Genomic DNA, 18,636 nt, shown 5'->3' with positions numbered 1-18,636 from the left:
CAGTCCAATCTACTTCTCCTCTGGTTCACAACAAAACATCGTTTAATAAAGCCTCGGCGGAGGCGCGTAAAACAAGCGGGATTTCATGCTCTGGGGTCATCCACTCCACACCATTACGACGAGAGTTCTTCGCCCACAGCATATGAATCTGCTCTTCGGACATGGCTAAGCCGAACCGGGCCATTGCGACCCGAATTGCTTGACAATCGCTCACCCGTTCAGGGGGAACCGTTGGCAATCCGACAATCTCAAGAAATCGCAGAACTTTTTGGATCGCTTCAAGGTCCAGATCGTCGGTCAGGTCGGACCCATCAGAACTAAAAGATCCAATGTAGGCGCTGGTCACAGAGGGACGGTTGTGTCCCAACGCTTGGGCCACCTTCACCTTCAGGACGCTCTCGTCCGCACTACCCCGTTGCCCCGCTTCGCCACCCATCGTGGGCGGCATCATTCCGAGGAGAAGCGCATAGTTCTCGGCGAACTGAGCGCGCAGCCCGTGTCCGGTTACACCGGCATCCGCCTTGGTGAAGCCAAATGAGGCCATCAGATTCTCGTAACGGCGAATGTTCTGCTCCAGGCTGGCCGCCTCGCCTGCCCGGGTATAGTCCCACCCAAGGGGTTTGTTCTTTGGTACGCGAGCCTTCACGTAGTCCAGTAGCTCGCGCTGAGCGGTTGAGGCGATAGGAATGTTTCGCCAACGGCCGCCCTTCCCCATGCCTGGAAAAATCTGCAAATAGTGGCCATAGTCCTGTGCATGCGGATTACATTTCAAGACCTCTTCGCGTCGAAGTCCGAAGCCGAGCTCAAGGCGTAACATTAGCCCGAGCCGCGGCTGACGCTCGTCGACCTCGCGAAGCTTCGCGACCAGGTCAATTCCGTTCCCGGACCAGGATTTGGTCGTTTTCGTAGCTGAACGTACCGTCAGCAGTTTGGGATCCACATCCGGCAAATATTTTCCGACAGAGTCGACCATGCCGGGCTTGCCGAGCATTTCGCAAACCACGCGCAGCCTCGATAGATCGTTCTGGATGGTCTTAATTTTCTTTTTCCTGCAGTACCACCAGTCTTTCACTAGCACTTGGATATGACGTTCGCCTAAATTCTTTGGATCTTGAATCCTGTAACCGAGCTGGTGCAGTCTGCGGATTGATGCACATAAGACCTCTTTCGTGAGCGTCTTGGTTCGCTCGGACGCTTTCCTGCCGTTGACCCGGAAAGCGCCTTCGGACTTCATAAATTCGTTCACTTTCTGCTGCCACATATGTCCCTCACAAGGAATATCGATACCTCTTATCGCCATAGGCGGAAGCGCGACGTGCTGAACTGGCGAGGGTAAGGCTCCCGTCTTAAATAAACCGGTTTCGCGTCAGTGGGCCTTACTGCCAACCACAGACACGCCGAAACCTCGCGGTGATCGGTCTCTCTTCCGCGGAAGAGAACTGAACGTTAAAGCGGTTTCTCGCTGCACATTTCCGGACTAGTCCGGTCTTGAGGATGTGCGCCTCTACGTTGCGGGGATACCAGTAAAAGCTGGCGTGACGGTCGTAGGCGCCGTGCCAAGAAGCACATGCGGCCTAAGGGGTAACTACCCCGATCACGATGTTTGCAGTCGAGATGTGGATGGAGCGCGCTCAGGAGCAAAAAGCGGCTGTAGAGATGGGCGGACGCACGGAAGGCGCCAACGGCTCAGCTAGGGATTTCGATCTGTGATCGAGTTTTCCCTGCCAATTCGCTGGAACAACGATGGCGGCATGCTTGTGGGATCACTCTGTACCTGTCTGTGGAGCCTCGTAAGGAGACTTCAGCCACGTAAGAGCTAGATTTTTTAATGGGATGGGTATCCGCTATTGAGAACAATGGCGAATGGTGCCAAAAACTGGCTTTTCAAAAGCTGTTCTCTCTTAGGAGACAGAACAATTACTATTGGCGGGTACAAAAATGCCGGTGACCGACGAGTGACGACCGACAAGTGACGACCGACGGCCGAAATATACACAAGAAAACTAGTCGTGTCAAACGGCAACGCTAGCTGAAGATTTGTCACGATTTCCGCCCTTCGTGATAGGTAGTGACGGCGCAATTTGAAACCTGATTTTCCGACACGGACGAAATCCAGGTCCAGATTGCAGCTCGGTGTCGCAAAACCAGACCTGATTTGCGCACGCCGACTTCGTCGTTACCGTTGAATCTTTAACCTACACCTGGAGTCATCAGTGGAAAACCTCTCGATCGCAATTGACGGCGGCCATTCAATGTTCAAAGTGCGCGCCGCCTCGCTGGCTTCGCCCGACAAGCGCTTCTCTTCCCATATCCCGACCGTCGTGATGCCGGCCATCGTGCTGACGAACGAGCAGACCCGACAAAAAGCCGAGCTCGAGACTGTCGAGTTGGACGGTCGTCGATACTTCTTCGGAGAGACCGCTCTTCGACAGGGCCGATCCGAAGTCTATACGGGGCAAAACGCGGACTGGATTGAGAGTCCTCAGCACGACGCACTGGTACTGGGCGCATGGAGGAAGGCCATGCAAGCGTTTGGCAATCCCCCCGCCCGGGTTCATTTAGTGATGGGCTTGCCGGCGAAATTCGTCGGGCCGCAGCGCGACACGCTTCGCAGTCGCATCGAGCACTTGCTCACGCCGCGTCTCCTGCCAGGCCAAACACTCAGAGTGATGGTGCAGAGCCAGGCAGACGCGCCGCTGCAGTGGCTTTCGATCCAAAGTAATGGTAGCCCGCATCCGCAGCGAGACCTCGACAACGAGGCCTGGGGCGTAATTGAGATTGGGCATTACACTACCGACTTTGCCCTGTCCGATCGGGGTGCGATGATGGAATACGCGGCCGTTTCGTGCGCGGGAATGCATCTGGTCTACGATGGCATGTCTAGCGCACTGGCGCAGGCCAAGCTGCCGACGTCCCTGGACGTGGTGGAGGCAGCAGTACACAGCGGCGGCATCAAGCACTTCGGCGAACGAGTCGATGTGTCGCATCTGCTGCGGCAAGCGAAAGCTGGCTTTGAAGCAGTGGTGATGGACGAGGCCAATCGGGTGTTTGGCCAGAAGGCTGCGGCCCTCGACGGGATCATCGTTGGCGGTGGCGGCGCCGATCTACTGCTCAACGGGCTGAAACAGCGGTACCCCAATGCTGTTTCCAGCGACGAGCCGCGGATGATAGTGGCGGAAGGCTTCTGCCGCCTTGGCTTACTGTCCCTGCTCCAGTCCTGATACCAGAAGCTCCATGACGGAACAAGCGGACAAGCCGTTGAAAATCGGTACCGAGATCACCATTCGAATCAGCCTAACTTTTCAGGAGGCGCCAGACGTTCATACGCTATTGGCGATGACGCCGGTACGCGAGCGAGGGAAGCTCGTGCGTCTGGCGCTTGAACGATACATCGTTGAAACAGGCCATCCTGCTGGTGACGTAGAACAGCAGATTATCGCGATCTCGGCTTGGCTGAGATCGCGGACTGCGCCTACAGAAATAACTATGAATGTTACTAGCCGACTTGAAGTGGATCGTGCCACAGATGATGGGCGCGCGCTGTGGTTCCACAACGTCCAAGCTCCCCTGCGGACGAGCAGTGATTCTGCTCCTGCGGGAGTGCTGGGTGGAAGCGGCTCTGTTTCCGAAGAGGTAAAGGCTCCGTCGTCACCCATCAAGCGGTGGCTCCAGACGTAAGATGAGACGACCCGGTGGTACGAGCCTTCATGCTCATTACCACCGGCTATTCAGACGTTGGGTTTCCCTGCGCACCGCTTGCATCTTGCTCGACCGGTACTGCGTTCCATTTATCAACTTCTTCTGGCTCAGATGCCTAACAAATCTCGCCCATATGCCGGAGCAACGACATCGTGCACAAAGAAATTTTGATCATTTTCTGTAGGCTCTTGATCAGTTCAAAGTTCGTGCACTGTCACTAATTTGTACTTCCAATTTACCCACCAACGCGGAACGGGAGATTACTACCAGACGCTCACGCTGCGCGCGACTTTAGCAAGCTCCTAACCCTGACAATGAGCAGCGCCCAAAACATGCCACCCACGACCTTCGCCACCAGTTGCCCCAGCACGATGGATGGAAACGCGAACCCAAATGCCATTACGGGAAAAACCAGTGAATCGACTGTAGCACCGATTAGGTTGGAGCCATTGGCACGTATAGACCAAGAGCGCCCTGCCAACAAATGATAGACAGCAGCGTCTGCGAGCGACGCCAGGCTGAACGCGACTACCGATGCGACGGCAATGGGACCACTGACGGGGTTAAGAAGATAGGACACCACACCTGCAGCGACGATTAAACCGAACATACGTGGCCAAAGCTGGCGCCCACGCCAGAGGTCGTGCAAGCGGTCGCGCAACGTTAAATCGAGCCCGATGAGCAGGAACGCGATGATCGGCATCGCCTCCGGCCCGAGCCAAGCGACGGCTAAGTTGGCACCGACCAGAGTAGCAATGTAGATTGTAACGTACAGCAAAACAACTCCTTCGTTTGATGGTTAGTGAGTGCCGCCAACGGTTTGAACCCGGCGTGTCCGGCCGCAATCTCCTACTCTTTGCAGTCCGAGTCCGCCGCGCCGCTTGTATGCCTATCATGGCCGGCCACTCCTTTGGACAAGCCATCCGTCAGAACAGGACATACGTGCGCAGCGACTTGACGGCGCGCAAATGTGCAGAGTAACAGACTGACGAGCTTGGCACACGGGCCTGGAACCCTTCACGCGGTTAGCCACTACAAACCGTCACAACTCGGCACTAGCTCCCTTACGTCGTCAGATGCCGCACGTACCGCACTTTCGTCAGTATTCTATAGTGCCCCCTCCTTGCTGCTGGGCTCAGTTGTTAAGTTGCTTCTTTCAAGAATCCGAAAATAACTGCACAGGATGGCGAAGCCAACCTAGCAATTAACTGCAGTAGATGCGAAAATACCGTTGTGCTCTTAGTACACAATTTTGCAAATTCCCGCTTATCGGCTCTCGGATGAACCCAGTACACGACGTGATCGTCATTACAAGTTGCACAAGCCGAAAAAAGAAGGTTGGCACCGTTCTGCAACTCGAAACTGCGCACGACACGGACTCGCTCAGTAACTTGGCGCACCAGTGGTGGCAGAAAGTACAGGCTATCCCCGAAAGCGACTTGCTGGCGGCGAGTGATCTCTACGCTGGGCGCTCAATTAGTGAAGCCAAACAAACGGCCAGCACGCTCTCCTCTCCCCTGTACATTGTGTCTGCTGGACATGGTGTCCTACGCGCAGACGAACTGGTTCCAGCTTATGACGTGACGGTGTCACCAGCACCCGACAACAAGTTGCACTGCTGTTTGCTGCGCTTAGGAAAATCGCCGGCCGATTGGTGGCAAGCCCTCATCGAGGCATTTGGACCACAGCGCTCGCTCGCCGAACTGATCACCGGATCGACTCACGCCATCGTCCTGCTGGCTGTACCATCGGTATACTTACGGTTGTTGGAACCAGATCTGGTCTGCCTGAGCGATACAGACATCCAACGCTTACGTGTGCTGACCTCTTGTCATGGCGCCACGCGCCTTGCCCCACGTTTACAGCACCTTGTCATGCCCTATGACGAGCGCCTGGAAGGGTTACCGACCTATGCCGGAACACGTAGCGACTTTCCTCAGCGTGCGTTACGTCATTTCACGACGGTCCTACAAGGACATGAACTGTCGTTAGAGAGTGCGCGTGAACAAGTATTGCAAGCCATGTCAGCCTTACGGAAACCGGTCTTGCCTGACCGTCAGCGCAAGACTGATGACGACATCGTGTCGCTGCTGTGTCAGAACTGGGAGCGCCTACAAGGCTCTTCCACTGCTCTACTACGCTACCTGCGCGACGACGCGTTGATTGCTTGTGAACAATCGCGTTTTCGGACGCTACACCGGCGCGCCCTCTCTGAACTCAACAAAGACCTTGATCACCATGGATAAGCAAGAACTCGTGGTGCGAGCTTTACACACGACCCAAGGGCCGGGGCTGGATGTCTACGCCTTCTTTATTCGTGGCGGCGACGTCATGAAGATCGCCGACATCTCGCGCGTGGAACGTGACGAACGTGATGCCCTTAAAGGGTTCCAGCGTCCCGAAATTCAGCAGCACGTCAAGGAAATCGTCGAATACCTCGACCAGGGCAACGTACTGTTCCCGAATTCACTGATCCTCGCGATGGCGCCTGATGTGCGTTTCACAGCCTCACGCGGCACCCGTCCAGCCAACGACGAAGGCGTTGGGCAGACCGGTACACTGACTATTCCAGTTTTTGAGGTCGGGAACCGGGTCGCTTGGATCGTGGATGGACAGCAGCGCTCGCTTGCTCTGTCACGCTCGACGAATCAATCCTTCCCCGTACCGGTAGTAGCGTTCGTTTCAGACAACCTCGAAGTGCAACGCGAGCAGTTTGTCTTAGTCAACAAGGCAAAACCGCTGCCGCGCCGACTCATCGACGAATTGCTCCCAGAGACCCGTAACGTCCTGCTGCCACGCGACCTGCGCAAGCGAAAAGTGCCGAGCGAACTGTGCAACTGGCTCAACCGCAACAATAAATCGCCGTTCTATAACCTAATCAAGCGTCCGTCTGACAAGAAGGATAACGCGACGGCCGTGATCACGGACACTGCTGTGGTTGAGATGATCCGACAGAGTTTATCGAATCCACTAGGAGCGCTAGCGCCCTATAAACCGTCGGATACCGACCCTGGTGATGTTGACGCCATGTGCACAATTCTCGTCACCTATTGGTCCGCGGTGCGCGACGTGTTTCCAGAGGCGTGGGGAAAAGACCCGCGGCAAAGCCGCCTTATGCATTCGGCCGGGATCTTGGCCATGGGCATGCTGATGGACCGAATCTATGCGCGCCTCTCTGGCGCCAATGAATCGTACACGGCAGTGCGTAAGGAAGTGGAAAAAGTGGCGCCGTTGTGTCGTTGGACCTCAGGGGTATGGGAATCCATCGGCGTGCGCTGGAACGACATCGAAAGTACGCCCCAAGACAAAAAGCGTCTGCAAGAAGCATTGATCCGCGCCTACATTACTGAAGCAAGAAAATGAAGTTTCTTTACTCTGACACTCAGGACTACGTTGATCCTGAGTATGACTTTATCAACGATCGGAACGCACCGACGCGGCAGCGCTACTGGGATGACCGGTATGCGCATGAGATCATGCAGCCAACGCCGTATGACGGCTTACTGGTCGCGATGAGCGCAGTAGTCCCGGCGCCCGGTGTGGCTTCGTCCAAGGTTCGTTACTCGATCGCAGAGCGGCGTAGCATGTTGCGCGATGGCGGCGGTGGTGTCCGCGAATTCTTGCGCTTGGATGGTCCGCAATACAAGAACGCGATGGTCATGGGCGATTGCGGTGCGTTTGCGTACGTCCAGCAAGAAAAGCCGGCGTACTCGCCGCAGGAGGTATTCGAGTTTTACGCTGCCGCCCGATTTACGCATGGAGTGTCACCCGACCATATTATTTTCGCGTGCGACACTGACAACCCACCTCGCGAAGCGGTGGAGGAAGATATTCGCTTCCGATTTGACTTGACCTTGGAAAATGCACGCGAGTTCATGCGTGTTTGCAAGGCTAACAGCATGCCCTTCGAACCTATGGGAGCTGTGCAAGGGTGGTCGCCGAAGAGCATTGCTCAAGCAGCGAAACAACTCGAGGACATGGATTACCGCTACCTCGCGATCGGTGGCCTTGTGCCGCTGAAAGTCGATGTGATCCACAAGGTACTGCGTGCGCTGCGCGACACGATCAAACCAGAGACGAAGATTCACTTGCTAGGCTTTGCCAAAGCCGACTCTATCCAGCATTTCACGGGCTACGGCATCACCAGTTTTGACTCGACCTCGCCTTTGATCCGGGCGTTTATGGACGAGAAGGCGAATTATTATGTACCGAAACTCGATGGCAGCCTGGAGTACTACGCGGCCATCCGCATTCCGCAAGCCATCGAAAACAGCCGCTTGATGCATGGGATTAAAGAAGGGATTTTCAATGCAGAGGATTTGGTCAAGCGCGAAGAACGCGCACTGACGGCCTTGCGCAGTTTTGATAAGGGTCAAGAAACGCTGGAGGCAACAGTTGAAGCGGTCATGGATTACCAGCAGTTCTTGACGCTGGGCGGGGATAGCGACAAGCACACGAAAAGCTTAATTAAAACCCGACTCCAGATAGAGCGGACATTGGCAGCAGCGCCTTGGAAGCACTGCGGCTGTGATATCTGTGCTCACATCGGCGTCGAAGTCATCATTTTCCGGTCGGCCAACCGCAATCGCCGCCGTGGCTTCCATAACCTCGGCGTGTATCACCAACACGTTCAACGCATCCTGGAGAAGTCCGAGTGAAAACTTTCCAATTCAAAGCCATCCGTGCTAAACAAGCCGAGGGGCACGACATCTTTTGCTTCGCTGCCGAACCAGCCGATGTGCTGGGCTTCTCCGAAATCGACCGCGTTGGGCGCCAAGATAACGGCGAACTGAAAGGTTTTCAGCGCCATCAAGTAGCGCCACACATCAAAGAAATTCGTGATTATCTGGGACGCGAAGATGCGCTGCTGCCGAACGCCGTCATCGTAGCCTTCCTGGACAATGTCGAGGTCCGCGACCTGGGCAATGGGATTGCCGATGTCAGCATTAGCGTACCGGACGGTCAGAATCGACCGGGCTTCGTGGTCGATGGACAACAGCGCTTAACGGCCCTGTCCGGGATTCGAAAGCCTGGTTTTCAAGTCTTTGTTTCAGCCTTGGTGTGCAAGGACTATAACGAATTGCGCCAGCAGTTCGTCTTGATCAACAACACGCGTCCGCTGCCCAAGGCACTGATCTATGAACTGCTACCGACCGTCGAAGGGTTGCCCGAGCGGTTTACTGCGCGTAAATTTGCCGCGCGCCTAGTCGATCGCCTGAACTTCCGTAAGGACTCGGCCTTGCGAGGAGAGATCCGCCAACATACGAATCCAAAGGGAGTGTTGAGCGACACCGCGATGCAAAAGATGGTTATGAATTCGGCGTCCCACGGTGCGGTACGCCGTCTAATGCAGGAGTGCGGCCGCGCCCCTGAGGGGCTGGTGGCAGTCGAAGAAAATGCATTTAAGCTCTTCAATGATTACTTCCGTGCCATCAAGTATGTGTTTGGTGTCGAATGGGAAGGAATGAATCCGAAAACTTCGCGCTTGCGTCATGGTGCCGGACTGGTTGCAATGGGTTTCGTTATGGAGGAACTGTGTTCAACGAACTTAACGGATTGCGCGAGCGACTATGACAAGTTCGTTGTTGGACTTGAAGCATTGAAACCGCATACCGCCTGGACACGCGGCAGTTGGCAACTGAACGACGTATTGGTAACGCCCTGGAACGGCATCCAAAACACGCCGACCGATATCAATTTCTTAACCGAATACTTGGTAAGTACGCTCAATCGAAGTTTACGCGCTCTCGAGAAAGCCGCGGCATAAGGAGACGATGATGACGACTGCATTGGTGCTGTTTTCGGGCGGCCAGGATTCGGCCACTTGCTTGGCATGGGCGCTGCAGCGCTACAACCACGTCGAGACGATCGGGTTCGATTATGGCCAGCGCCACGCCGTGGAACTCGCCTGTCGCCAAGATATTCTGACGGCGTTGCGCGCGCAGTTCCCAGCGTGGGGTGCTAAGTTGGGCGAGGACCACATGCTCGATATGCGACTGCTGTCGACGATCAGCGAAACGGCGATGACGTCGGGTCGCGCCGTTGAGATGGAGAAGAATGGCTTACCAAATACGTTCGTACCCGGCCGCAATCTGCTGTTTTTCACGTATGCAGCCGCCGTGGCTTACCGGCGTGAACTCAAGGTACTGGTCGGCGGCATGTGTGAGACTGACTATTCGGGCTATCCAGATTGCCGTGATAACACCCTTAAAGCCCTGCAGGTGGCGCTCAGCTTAGGAATGGAGCACCCACTGGTGATCGAGACGCCGCTCATGTGGTTAGACAAGCGCCAGACCTGGGCCTTGGCGCAAGAGCTTGGGGGCGCGGCCTTACTCGAGATTGTGCGTGAAAAGAGCCATACCTGTTACCTCGGCGATCGCCAGACTTGGCATGACTGGGGCTATGGTTGCGGTCACTGCCCCGCATGCGAGTTGCGTCGTAGCGGTTACGAGGGTTTTGTGAAGACTGCGGTGCCGCAGTGAAGTACGAGCTCAGCCAGAAGTTCTTCTTTGAAGCGGCCCATACTTTAGAACGTACCGTCGACGCTGAGGGCAGTCGCCGCATTCATGGGCACACCTACCATGCGGAGATCACGCTTGCCGGTACGCCTGACGCGAACGGGATGGTGGCGGACTTGGGCTTCGTGCGCCGAGAGATCGCGCGCGTGCGCGATTTGCTTGATCACCGATTTCTCGATGAGGTGGCGGGCTTGGGTCCAGCGACGCTGGAAAATTTGTGCCGGTTCATCTTTGTCCAGTTGGCCGACTTTCTGCCCGCCTTGACGAAAGTGTCGGTGGAGCGCCAGGCAAGTGGGGACCGCTGCTCTCTGTCGAAGTAGCGGCGGCGCTCGAGGATCAAGCGCGTCGAGTAGGCGCTGACGAACCGGTTAGAGGCTCAGCTTGAGCTACAATGGCGACCGGTTTCGTAGCACGATTCGATCGTTGCTGCCCGCTTGGCCAGGCTGATTGGTTGGTCAGATTCTTTTACTAATGACTTTTCCGAACGGAGCATCGATGCAGCACACTATGGCAACCCAAGCGTTCTCTTCTGATGAGTCCGTTCGCGAAATTGCGCTGCAAGTCATACGGATGTCGGAAGCTATCCACCACGTTTTGCGCAAATACACGTCGGCATCGCCTGCAGACCCTAATACGACCTCCGCGTATGCACTGCTTACGGAAGAGTACGCTCTGCGGGCTCGGGCTAGCATGCTGCTGATCGAAGCGAAACGCTTGGCACGGCCGGATTTTCCGGTGAGCCAGACGGACGTACTCGCGACGCTGACGCAGGTTGAAACAAAGCTATTGCAGTCGTCTTCGCTCAATGAGTTGGGCGAACTGATCACGGGCCTGCTGCTATTCACCAGTTCGGTCATATCGCGCAATAATCAAGTAATCTTGATGTTGTTCAAGAACTTGGAGTGATGTCCAGCAATGGCACGAATTTGATGGGGCGCGTGAGTATGGCTGCTACCGTAATTAATCAGATGAAATGAGGTGGACGAACATCTTTATCGATAACCTCGAGAAACTTGCTTACGCTCACAGGTTGCCATTATGAAGATGATGAGTCGCTTGAGAGCAAATGATTTCACTAATGTTAGTTAAGTAGGAGCGCTGCAATCACTACCAATGCGGCGTGGACGATGCTTGCTGCACCTTTACCGGCGGGCATACTCAATGAGCGATTTCCGCGGTTCTCCTTTACGCAATAATAGGCTTGGTGCTTGCTGCTGCGCCAGGCGAAGACAAACACATCGGCTTTGGACGATAAGTGACGCAGGCGGTCGGTCGCCACAGTGTCGGACGTAATCTCGATTTGGGCGTTGGGTGCGATACTGCGCAGAACCTCGCGCGCGCGCTGTGCGGCGGGTTCGGTGAGCGTGTACAGGGCGATGAGGCCGGCGAAGGTAGCGAGCTGGGTCGTTTCAGCCGTTGCCGGCTCTGGCAACCCAATGAGTAGGTTCTCGCAGCCGTAGTCGTGTGCAAGCAGTTGCAGTACGCGACGTTGCGCTACGCTGATGCGGTGACTATTGGCGCGCACTAGGTCCAGCGCCAACACGAAAAAGCGCAAGCGCGCTTCCGGGTCGGGCGTGGGGTAAATCGCAAGGAGTTCAGCGATGTTGAGCGTCCAGTCGATTTGTGTAGCAGCCCGGTTTGCGGCAAGGATCTCACCGAGGTCATCCACTGTGTCGACGTAGGTCTGCTTGTCTGGCACTGCGCCCAGGAAGTTGAGCGCCAGGGCGGCTACCAGTTCGAGTTCGTCGGCGGAGGCGCCGCCATTCCACGCTACCATTTTGATGAGCATAGCGTACAGCGGGACGAAGCCGCGTACGGGGCTCGCCGTACGGTTGACGAAGAACTCGACAAATGGCGCAAACGCGTGTCTGAAGACCATATCGGCCTTACCGTCCGCATTGGTGACGATCGCGGCTAGGTCCTCGCACTTTACGGGGTCGTGGACGTAATCTTCGATGGTCCAACGCGATACTGAATCGTTGAGCACGGCGAGATCTTTGCCGGCGTAGCGATGGGCGGCCACATCCTGCGCCCACTCCAGCCAGCCAGGCGCTGACGTCCGCACAGGCGCAGGGGACCGCGAAGATGCAAGCCGCTTGCGGTCACGCTCACTCAGTTGCTCGGCGAGTGATTTCGGCATAGCGTCCAACTGGCCACGCACGGTCTCGGCGAGTGCGAGATCGTCTAATTGGGGGAAGCAGCGCAGCAGCCCGCTGTAGGCCGATAGTGCCGGCAACATCTGCAGGTAGAGCATTGCAGCTGTCTCGTATTCGTCGTCCAAAATCGCTTTGCTTGCCGCTGCTGTACGGTCAAGCGTGAATGGCTCTGGTTGGGCTGATTGTAGGAGTTGTTCGCGCCACTGCTGCAGTAGCAGTTTTCCTTGCGAATCGTCGGGGTAGGCCGATTCGATCACGTTTAGGCGCGTCTGGTCGGGATCTTCGCGCGTCGCTTCGTACAGGAAGAAGGCCTTTAGTACGTTCGGCTGACGCACACCTTTGCGTTCTTCAAACAGTGCGCCGAAGTGCTGGCCGATGTGGCGTTGGAAGGTTGCTGCGACCTCATGCGGCGGCGCGGTCTCGATCGCGGCTACAAAGGTCTCGTAGACCGCACCGATCAAGTCAGCAATGGTCTGCGGCGGCAAGGACAAGTCCATGACCACTTTGAGCAGGGACGAGTTGTGGGCCAATTCTTGTTGACGACCCAAGCCAGCGAGTAAGCGAATCTCAAGGAATTTGCGCTGCTCGGCATTGACACGTCCGCTGGCGCACAGGGCTTCCAGCAACTGCGACGCCGTGGCTTCGTTCCCCGCCAACAACGCACGGTCGAAATCGGCGCGTAACTTACCAAATGGCTGCTGGGTGCGGTCTGGCGTGGGGGGACGGCGGCGCAGCAGTCCCAAGTACAAGTTCAGCGCGCGCGTAATCTGCGCGCGCGCTGGCTCGTCCTGGGGCGCGAGGCGGTACACATGTTCGCCAAAGCGTTCTCGTAGTGCCGCTTCGATCGGGTTGTTCGGGTCGCAGCGATGGGGGTGACCGAGAAAATCGCTGTAGCTCGGTCCAATGAAGCTGGCCAGTTCTTCGCCCAGGGCCGCGGCCTGATGGGCGCTGTTCGCGGCCGCGTACCACATACAAGGGCCCTGCTCGTCAAACACCGGCAGCACGATCGGCACGCGGTTGGCGCGCTGCACGAACAAGTCTAACCATGGCGTGACCTGGGCGAGCCAGGCGGGCGGAGCCGACCGGTGGTTGAGGGCATCCCAGGTCAAGGCATTGGGCGCCGCAAAATAGCGCTCTAACCAGGCGCGTTCCGCTGCCTCAATACCCTGCATGTGAACTCCTCAGATACTGGTCAAATTCGAGTTTGGTGCGCGCTAGGTCTTCGGTGTCCAACGAAAATTCGATCCACTCGTCATTGATTTCCATGCCGTTATAGGTCAGGTTCATTGAGCCCATCAACAGACTGTTTGAAAGCAGCACACCTTTGGTGTGCAGTTTTTCGCGAAGCGTCATCGACAACTGGTCCTCTAAGCCGAGTTGCTCGGCCACTTCGTCCATCTTGTTGATGAAAGGACGGTTGGTTTCGTCGTTGCGGGTGACGATGCGCACCGTGGTTCCGCGCGTCATGAGCGCAACCAGAACGTCTACCAACCTGACTTCGCGGCGTCCCCACTCGGGGTTGAGGGCGTCGAAGTTGCCGGAGCGGTTGTCGATCAGAACCACGTTGCTGATCCAAGGGGAAACGAGCCACAACTCCCCCTTCGAGATCAACATCTCCGCCACGAACATCGATTGCAACAGTTCCTGGATGGTGACGACACCAGTCGCCTGGGTCTTAAAAATGCGTCGGTACAGCTGGGTCACTGGGTCGCCTCAATGAGTTCAATGTCGGCCTCAATGTGGTCGCCGCTTTGCCGTACGCCTTGTAAGCGTGCGTAGGCGCGTAAATAGCCGGCGTCGATCGGGTTGGTGATCAAGCTATTTAAAGCTTGGCCGAGGCTGTCGCGGCGCGTCTCCGGGCAAGCCAGGGTCACCAACTGGCCGCGAGAGAGGTGCTCGGCGGTGCGGGCGAGCCAATCGGCATCGAGCACCGAAATCCGCACCCGATCGTCAGCCAAGACCTCCGCCACGAGCAGGCGTTCGACAGGCGGAAGTTCACAGAAGGGATTACGCACTTGTAGACCGGACTGCCTTAGGGCGGGGCCCCGCGCCCAGAGCAGGCCGTAGACGGCGCTCATGCGCCACACTTGGCGGTCGCTGGCAACGGCGGCGCTCAGTTCCGGGATGACCCGGTCGATGTCGCTCGATTGGCTCAAGAAATAGCTCATCACGCGCAAGTCGATTTCGATGCCGAGCGTGCGCTCGAGCGCGTCCCAGCGCCGTAAGGCTTGACTGAGGTATTGGTCGCTAGCAGGTCCCGAGCCATACCGAATGATGCGGTTACCCATCGACGCCAGGAAGCCGTGGAAGGGGGCAAAACCCGCTTTGACCAGTTCGGCGCGCACTTGGCGGATCCGTACCGCCATCTCTTGCTGACTGCGGGCGGCGCGAAACGCGCGCACGTGCTCGCCGAGTTCGGAGTCGGGATCATCCGCTAAACCGTGGACCAGCGATTGCAGTTGGTGGTCGATCAGTTCGAATTCACCCATCTGCAAGTTGGCACGCACGATCGAGAAGAAGCGCCGCGGATCTTCGGCGTAGCGGCGCATGAACTCCTCAATCAGGCCACTGCCGCCTGGACCACGTTCGCTGATCCACACTTCGTCGCACTCGGGGTGCACGCCAACCACGCCAGCGGCATCGATCGGTCCGCGCCCCAAATCGACGTGCAAGTCGTCTGGATCGATGGTGGGGCATAGGTCGGTGATCGAGCGCAGCAAAGCGGCGGCGCTCGTCGACTGGTACACGCCGCGCAGCCACGGCTCCCACTCTTCATTGACGTCTTCCCACAGCACAGTGGCCATGCGGTAGAGTTCTTCGAGCACATCTTCGCGCTGCAGACAAGCTTCTAGGTCTTCCCGTAAACGGTCTTGCGGGACATCCTCGGTCTCTTCGCCCTGCGCTTCCACCAGGTTTGAGTGGAACAAGAAGCGCAGCACATCGAGCAAGGAAATGCTGGCCGTGCCGGCGATCAAGCGCTGCGCAGCACTTTCTAAATTCGTGTTGCGATCGATGGCGTCGAAGGAAACGGCGGACAGGAAGATTTGCGCCAACCACTCGCGCATAAACGGGCTAGCTACCATCGCCAAGGCGTGACCACGCCAGGCGGTATCCAAAAAGCGCGTCGTGCGCAGCGCTTGCCACTTCGGTTCGCTGCCAGGTCCGCCGCGCGTCCACAAACGCTGCGGGATGCGCAATTGGATCAGGACGGCGTCGGCCATAAAACTTGCGCCCAAGCCGGCAGGTGCGCCTTCCGAGGCGAATTCGGTGTCGATTCGAATTCGCTCTTGGCCGACGCCGATCTCGGCGCTGGCGCCCACCGCGAAGCGCCGCACTTCGAGCGGCGCGTGACGGGCGTGCATAAAGAAGCCGAGCTGTTCGACCAGTTCGCGCCACACACCTCCCTCGGGTGGGCGCAGCCAGATGGGTTCGACGCTGGCGACAAATTGGCTGTGCCAGTGCAGCGACGCATTCGACGAATCTTTGACGGTGGCGGGCGGTTCGGTCGGCTGCAAGGCAAGGGGGCGCCACACTGGTAAGCTGCGCACCGTCTCGCCATCCTGCAGCAAAAACTGGCCGATGGGGACGTGGGTGCCGATCCCGCTAATCTCGAGCTTGGTCGCGCCCGCGAGGATGTTGCTGGCTTCTTGCATCTGTGGCGCGGGTAGCAACCAGTGGCGCTCGCCTTTATGCCGGATGCCATAGCGGCGGCTGACGCGCCCTGGGGCGAACTCGCGCAAGGCCGAGAACACGGACATGGCTTGGCGCTCACGCAACTGATTGGCCCGTGCGCCGGGTAGGCGAATCTCGACTTCGGCCAAACTCAAGTCGGCAAACAGGGTCGCAGGCACAAAGTCCGGCAAGGGATTGTTGGCGATCGCGTAGTCCGCGTTGGTCTCGCCATTGGCGCGCCAGTTGGTGTCGATCCGGCGCAGCGCGGTGGGCAGCACCATCGTCATCAAGGGCCGCGGGAATTCCCACAGAAGCGTAGTGAGTTCCTCCGCTTTCAGACGTAACGCCTGTTGCAAATAGTCTGCCAAGCGAGTCGTCGCATTCTCGGATTCGAGGATAGCACGCAATTCTTGCAGCAAGTGGGTACGGCGCTGCGTGTTGGACACAGGGCCGCTCAAATCTGTCCAGACACTGCCGGCTGGGGCATCTTGTAAGCGACCACCGAGGTAATCCAGGGTCGCGTAGACAGCCTGCATACGGGTCAGGTAGCGATTCGAGAGGGGCAGCGTGCGCACTGGCAGCGCCGGGTCGAACAGTAGATCGTAAGATTGGTAGGCGGCGCGATCGCGACCATAGTCAGACAGCACCACGGCGGTCCAAGGACGCATGCCCCGCGTACGGCCGGCACGGCCCTTGCGCTGCAGGAAGCTGGCCATACCGCGCGGCGCTTTGTGCTGGATCACGGCGCCCACCCAGGGGTCGTCGAAGCCGACCTCGAGCACGGCGGTGGCGACGACCACGTCGGCTTCCGGATCAACGCCGCGGTCTTGGGAACTGACGCGTTTAATGGCGAGCCGTTCGCGCAAGCTGTCGGGACGGATCGCTTCAGCGAAGCGCCAGTCCTGTCCATTCACATAGCGCAGTTGCGAGGTGCCCGTGGCGCGCAGCAGCGCCAAACCACCGTCTGGTGCGCTGCGGGTCGCGGGGGCACCAGAACTAGTGCGCCCTTCGGCGCTCAGTAAATCGAAGTACAGTCGGTTGATGACGTCGAGGTTGTCCGTGAAGACGAAGGTCTTGCGGCCAAAGGCGCCGTGACTGACAGCGTCGCCACTGGTCACCCTCGGGTCCAGGGTGCGCTGCAGCAGCATCGTGGTCTGAATCGTGGTCGACAACAAGGCAGTGCGCGAGACCGGGTCGCCACGTAGTGCGATCAGGTATTCGGCGCCTTCGGCCTCGATTTCATGCGCGTGTGGTGAGACCTCGTCGACCAGGGTGCGACGGCTTCCCGTAAGCGTGGCGAAGAATTCGCTGGCTTCGCGCAGGGTCGCGGACAAACCCACAAAGCGCAAAGGGCGATTCAGGAGGCGCTGCCAGCGACGCATGAGGTAGGCGACTTGAGCGCCGTGTCGGCCTTCATAGGTATGGACTTCGTCCATCAACACCAGTTCGGGTGGCCGAATGGCGGATGGCCCAATGCCGAACAAGTGCGCCATGCTGTTGTCCGCCATGCGCTGGTTGAGCATTTCCGTGGTCGTAAACAGCAAGTCCGGCGGGCGCTTTTTGATCGACTGGCGCGTCAACGGGAATATGTCGCCGTCGAGTTCAAATGCACAGTTGGCGCAGACTAAACGCTCGCGGCCAGCGCTGCGGTCCGCTTCACGCCAGCGCAGTTCGCCTGCGCATTTGAGACAAGACACGGTCGGGCAGACGCAATCGCCGCCCACCATCGGCCACTCGCAATACCGTGCCGACGAGGGGGTATCGCCGTACAGGGCAGCGACGCGGACCGTCACCCGGGCTGCCGGCGGCAGCGCTTGCGCCAGTGCCAAGGAGCGCCCCAAGACTTCACGCAATTGGTCTTTGAGCAGTTCGGTGCGCGGGTAGAGCGCCACCGCCTTGACCCAGGGGCCGTCGCTGGCGGCCGTCATCAAGTGGCGGGCGATCGATGCCAAGGCAGGCAAATAAAACGCCAAGGTTTTACCGCTGCCGGTACCAGCGCAGACGATGGTGCTTAGGGCGAGGTCTTGTTCGATGGCGCGCAGAATGCGCTGCGCAGCGCGTAACTGAAACCCAGACAAGGTCAAGGGTTTGCCGGGCGGGAGTAACAGCGCTTGGGCTGCGGTGAGCACTGCCTCGTTCGAGGTCACCTCACGCAATTCTTGCAGGGCGTATTGGGCGGCGAGGTCGCGCCGTGGATACTCGCGACGGCGGCGCAGGAAGCGAAAGTCTGCGACCAGGGTCGGGGCTTGCTGCCAGGCCGATGGGCCAGCGTGCTTGGGGAACAGTTGGCGCAGGCGCTGCAACAGGCGGACGGTCTCGGCCATCCGTGAGCGGTAAGCGATCGTCCCATCCTCGCGTTCCACCTGCGCCAGCCAACAACGCTTGAGCATCACCGCGATGACCTCTTGCGAGTCCAAAAAGGCATCGACACCATTGTCGATGGCGTCTTCCAGCAGTGGTTCGATCAAGGCGTCGATTTCGCGCTGCTCGAGGGCGCCATCGACGATGCCCCAAGTCAGTAAGCGTGCTTCACCCTGCTCGATCTGATCGAGTACTTTGAATAGAAACTGTTCGCTTTGGTCCACCATTTT

General features: G+C 57.9%; 14 protein-coding genes. 9 read left to right on the top strand and 5 right to left on the bottom strand.

Going from position 1 to position 18,636, the window contains the following annotated elements:
- Positions 1 to 25: 25 nt before the first annotated feature.
- Entirely contained in the window at positions 26 to 1,261 is a 1,236-nt protein-coding gene (locus tag QPK31_RS07260; protein WP_290422263.1) for a site-specific integrase, read from the bottom strand.
- Positions 1,262 to 2,213: 952 nt separating this feature from the next.
- Between QPK31_RS07260 and QPK31_RS07255 the strand changes: the two genes are divergently transcribed.
- Positions 2,214 to 3,221: a ParM/StbA family protein gene (locus tag QPK31_RS07255; RefSeq protein WP_290422262.1), complete on the top strand. Its 1,008-nt coding sequence runs from the start codon at positions 2,214 to 2,216 to the stop codon at positions 3,219 to 3,221.
- A 13-nt stretch (positions 3,222 to 3,234) separates the two neighbouring features.
- Positions 3,235 to 3,678 carry a hypothetical protein gene (locus QPK31_RS07250; RefSeq protein ID WP_290422261.1) on the top strand — a complete coding sequence of 148 codons (444 nt, stop codon included), beginning with the start codon at positions 3,235 to 3,237 and terminating at the stop codon, positions 3,676 to 3,678.
- Positions 3,679 to 3,973: 295 nt separating this feature from the next.
- Here QPK31_RS07250 and QPK31_RS07245 read toward each other — a convergent pair whose 3' ends face one another.
- Positions 3,974 to 4,477, bottom strand: a complete 504-nt coding sequence (locus QPK31_RS07245; RefSeq protein WP_290422260.1) for a VUT family protein — start codon at positions 4,475 to 4,477, stop codon at positions 3,974 to 3,976.
- Between the two features lie 502 nt (positions 4,478 to 4,979).
- On the opposite strand from QPK31_RS07245, the gene QPK31_RS07240 reads away from it, so the two are divergent.
- From QPK31_RS07240 to QPK31_RS07210, 7 genes are all read left to right on the top strand, one after another.
- Positions 4,980 to 5,945: a hypothetical protein gene (locus QPK31_RS07240; protein ID WP_290422259.1), complete on the top strand. Its 966-nt coding sequence runs from the start codon at positions 4,980 to 4,982 to the stop codon at positions 5,943 to 5,945.
- Complete coding sequence (gene dbpB / locus QPK31_RS07235; protein ID WP_290422258.1) at positions 5,938 to 7,062, top strand: DGQHR domain-containing protein DpdB; 1,125 nt, start codon at positions 5,938 to 5,940, stop codon at positions 7,060 to 7,062. The genes QPK31_RS07240 and dbpB (QPK31_RS07235) overlap by 8 nt, the downstream gene beginning before the upstream one ends.
- Positions 7,059 to 8,357 (top strand): tRNA-guanine transglycosylase DpdA, encoded by a 1,299-nt coding sequence (gene dpdA / locus QPK31_RS07230; RefSeq protein ID WP_290422257.1) that lies wholly within the window; start codon positions 7,059 to 7,061, stop codon positions 8,355 to 8,357. The genes dbpB (QPK31_RS07235) and dpdA overlap by 4 nt, the downstream gene beginning before the upstream one ends.
- A complete protein-coding gene (gene dbpB, locus QPK31_RS07225; RefSeq protein ID WP_290422256.1) occupies positions 8,354 to 9,466 on the top strand; it encodes a DGQHR domain-containing protein DpdB in 1,113 nt (370 codons plus the stop codon). Before dpdA ends, dbpB (QPK31_RS07225) begins: the two co-directional genes overlap by 4 nt.
- Before the next feature lie 7 nt (positions 9,467 to 9,473).
- A complete protein-coding gene (queC, locus tag QPK31_RS07220) occupies positions 9,474 to 10,181 on the top strand; it encodes a 7-cyano-7-deazaguanine synthase QueC (protein ID WP_290422255.1) in 708 nt (235 codons plus the stop codon).
- Entirely contained in the window at positions 10,178 to 10,537 is a 360-nt protein-coding gene (locus tag QPK31_RS07215; RefSeq protein ID WP_290422254.1) for a 6-carboxytetrahydropterin synthase, read from the top strand. The genes queC and QPK31_RS07215 overlap by 4 nt, the downstream gene beginning before the upstream one ends.
- Before the next feature lie 175 nt (positions 10,538 to 10,712).
- Positions 10,713 to 11,123, top strand: coding sequence for a hypothetical protein (locus QPK31_RS07210; RefSeq protein ID WP_290422253.1), 411 nt, complete (start codon positions 10,713 to 10,715; stop codon positions 11,121 to 11,123).
- 175 nt (positions 11,124 to 11,298) lie between these two features.
- Here QPK31_RS07210 and dpdD read toward each other — a convergent pair whose 3' ends face one another.
- The 3 genes from dpdD to dpdJ are packed head-to-tail and all read right to left on the bottom strand — an operon-like array spanning position 11,299 to position 18,630.
- Complete coding sequence (gene dpdD, locus QPK31_RS07205) at positions 11,299 to 13,545, bottom strand: protein DpdD (protein ID WP_290422252.1); 2,247 nt, start codon at positions 13,543 to 13,545, stop codon at positions 11,299 to 11,301.
- On the bottom strand, positions 13,532 to 14,077 hold the full coding sequence (gene dpdK, locus QPK31_RS07200) for a phospholipase D-like domain-containing protein DpdK (RefSeq protein ID WP_290422251.1): 546 nt from the start codon (positions 14,075 to 14,077) through the stop codon (positions 13,532 to 13,534). The genes dpdD and dpdK overlap by 14 nt, the downstream gene beginning before the upstream one ends.
- Complete coding sequence (gene dpdJ, locus QPK31_RS07195) at positions 14,074 to 18,630, bottom strand: protein DpdJ (protein ID WP_290422250.1); 4,557 nt, start codon at positions 18,628 to 18,630, stop codon at positions 14,074 to 14,076. Before dpdJ ends, dpdK begins: the two co-directional genes overlap by 4 nt.
- Positions 18,631 to 18,636 lie beyond the last annotated feature (6 nt).

Source organism: Massilia sp. YIM B02769, assembly GCF_030411995.1.
Lineage (GTDB): Bacteria > Pseudomonadota > Gammaproteobacteria > Burkholderiales > Burkholderiaceae_D > Telluria.
Note: the sequence above shows the minus strand (reverse complement) of the source record. Positions and strands in the feature narration are given on the sequence as shown.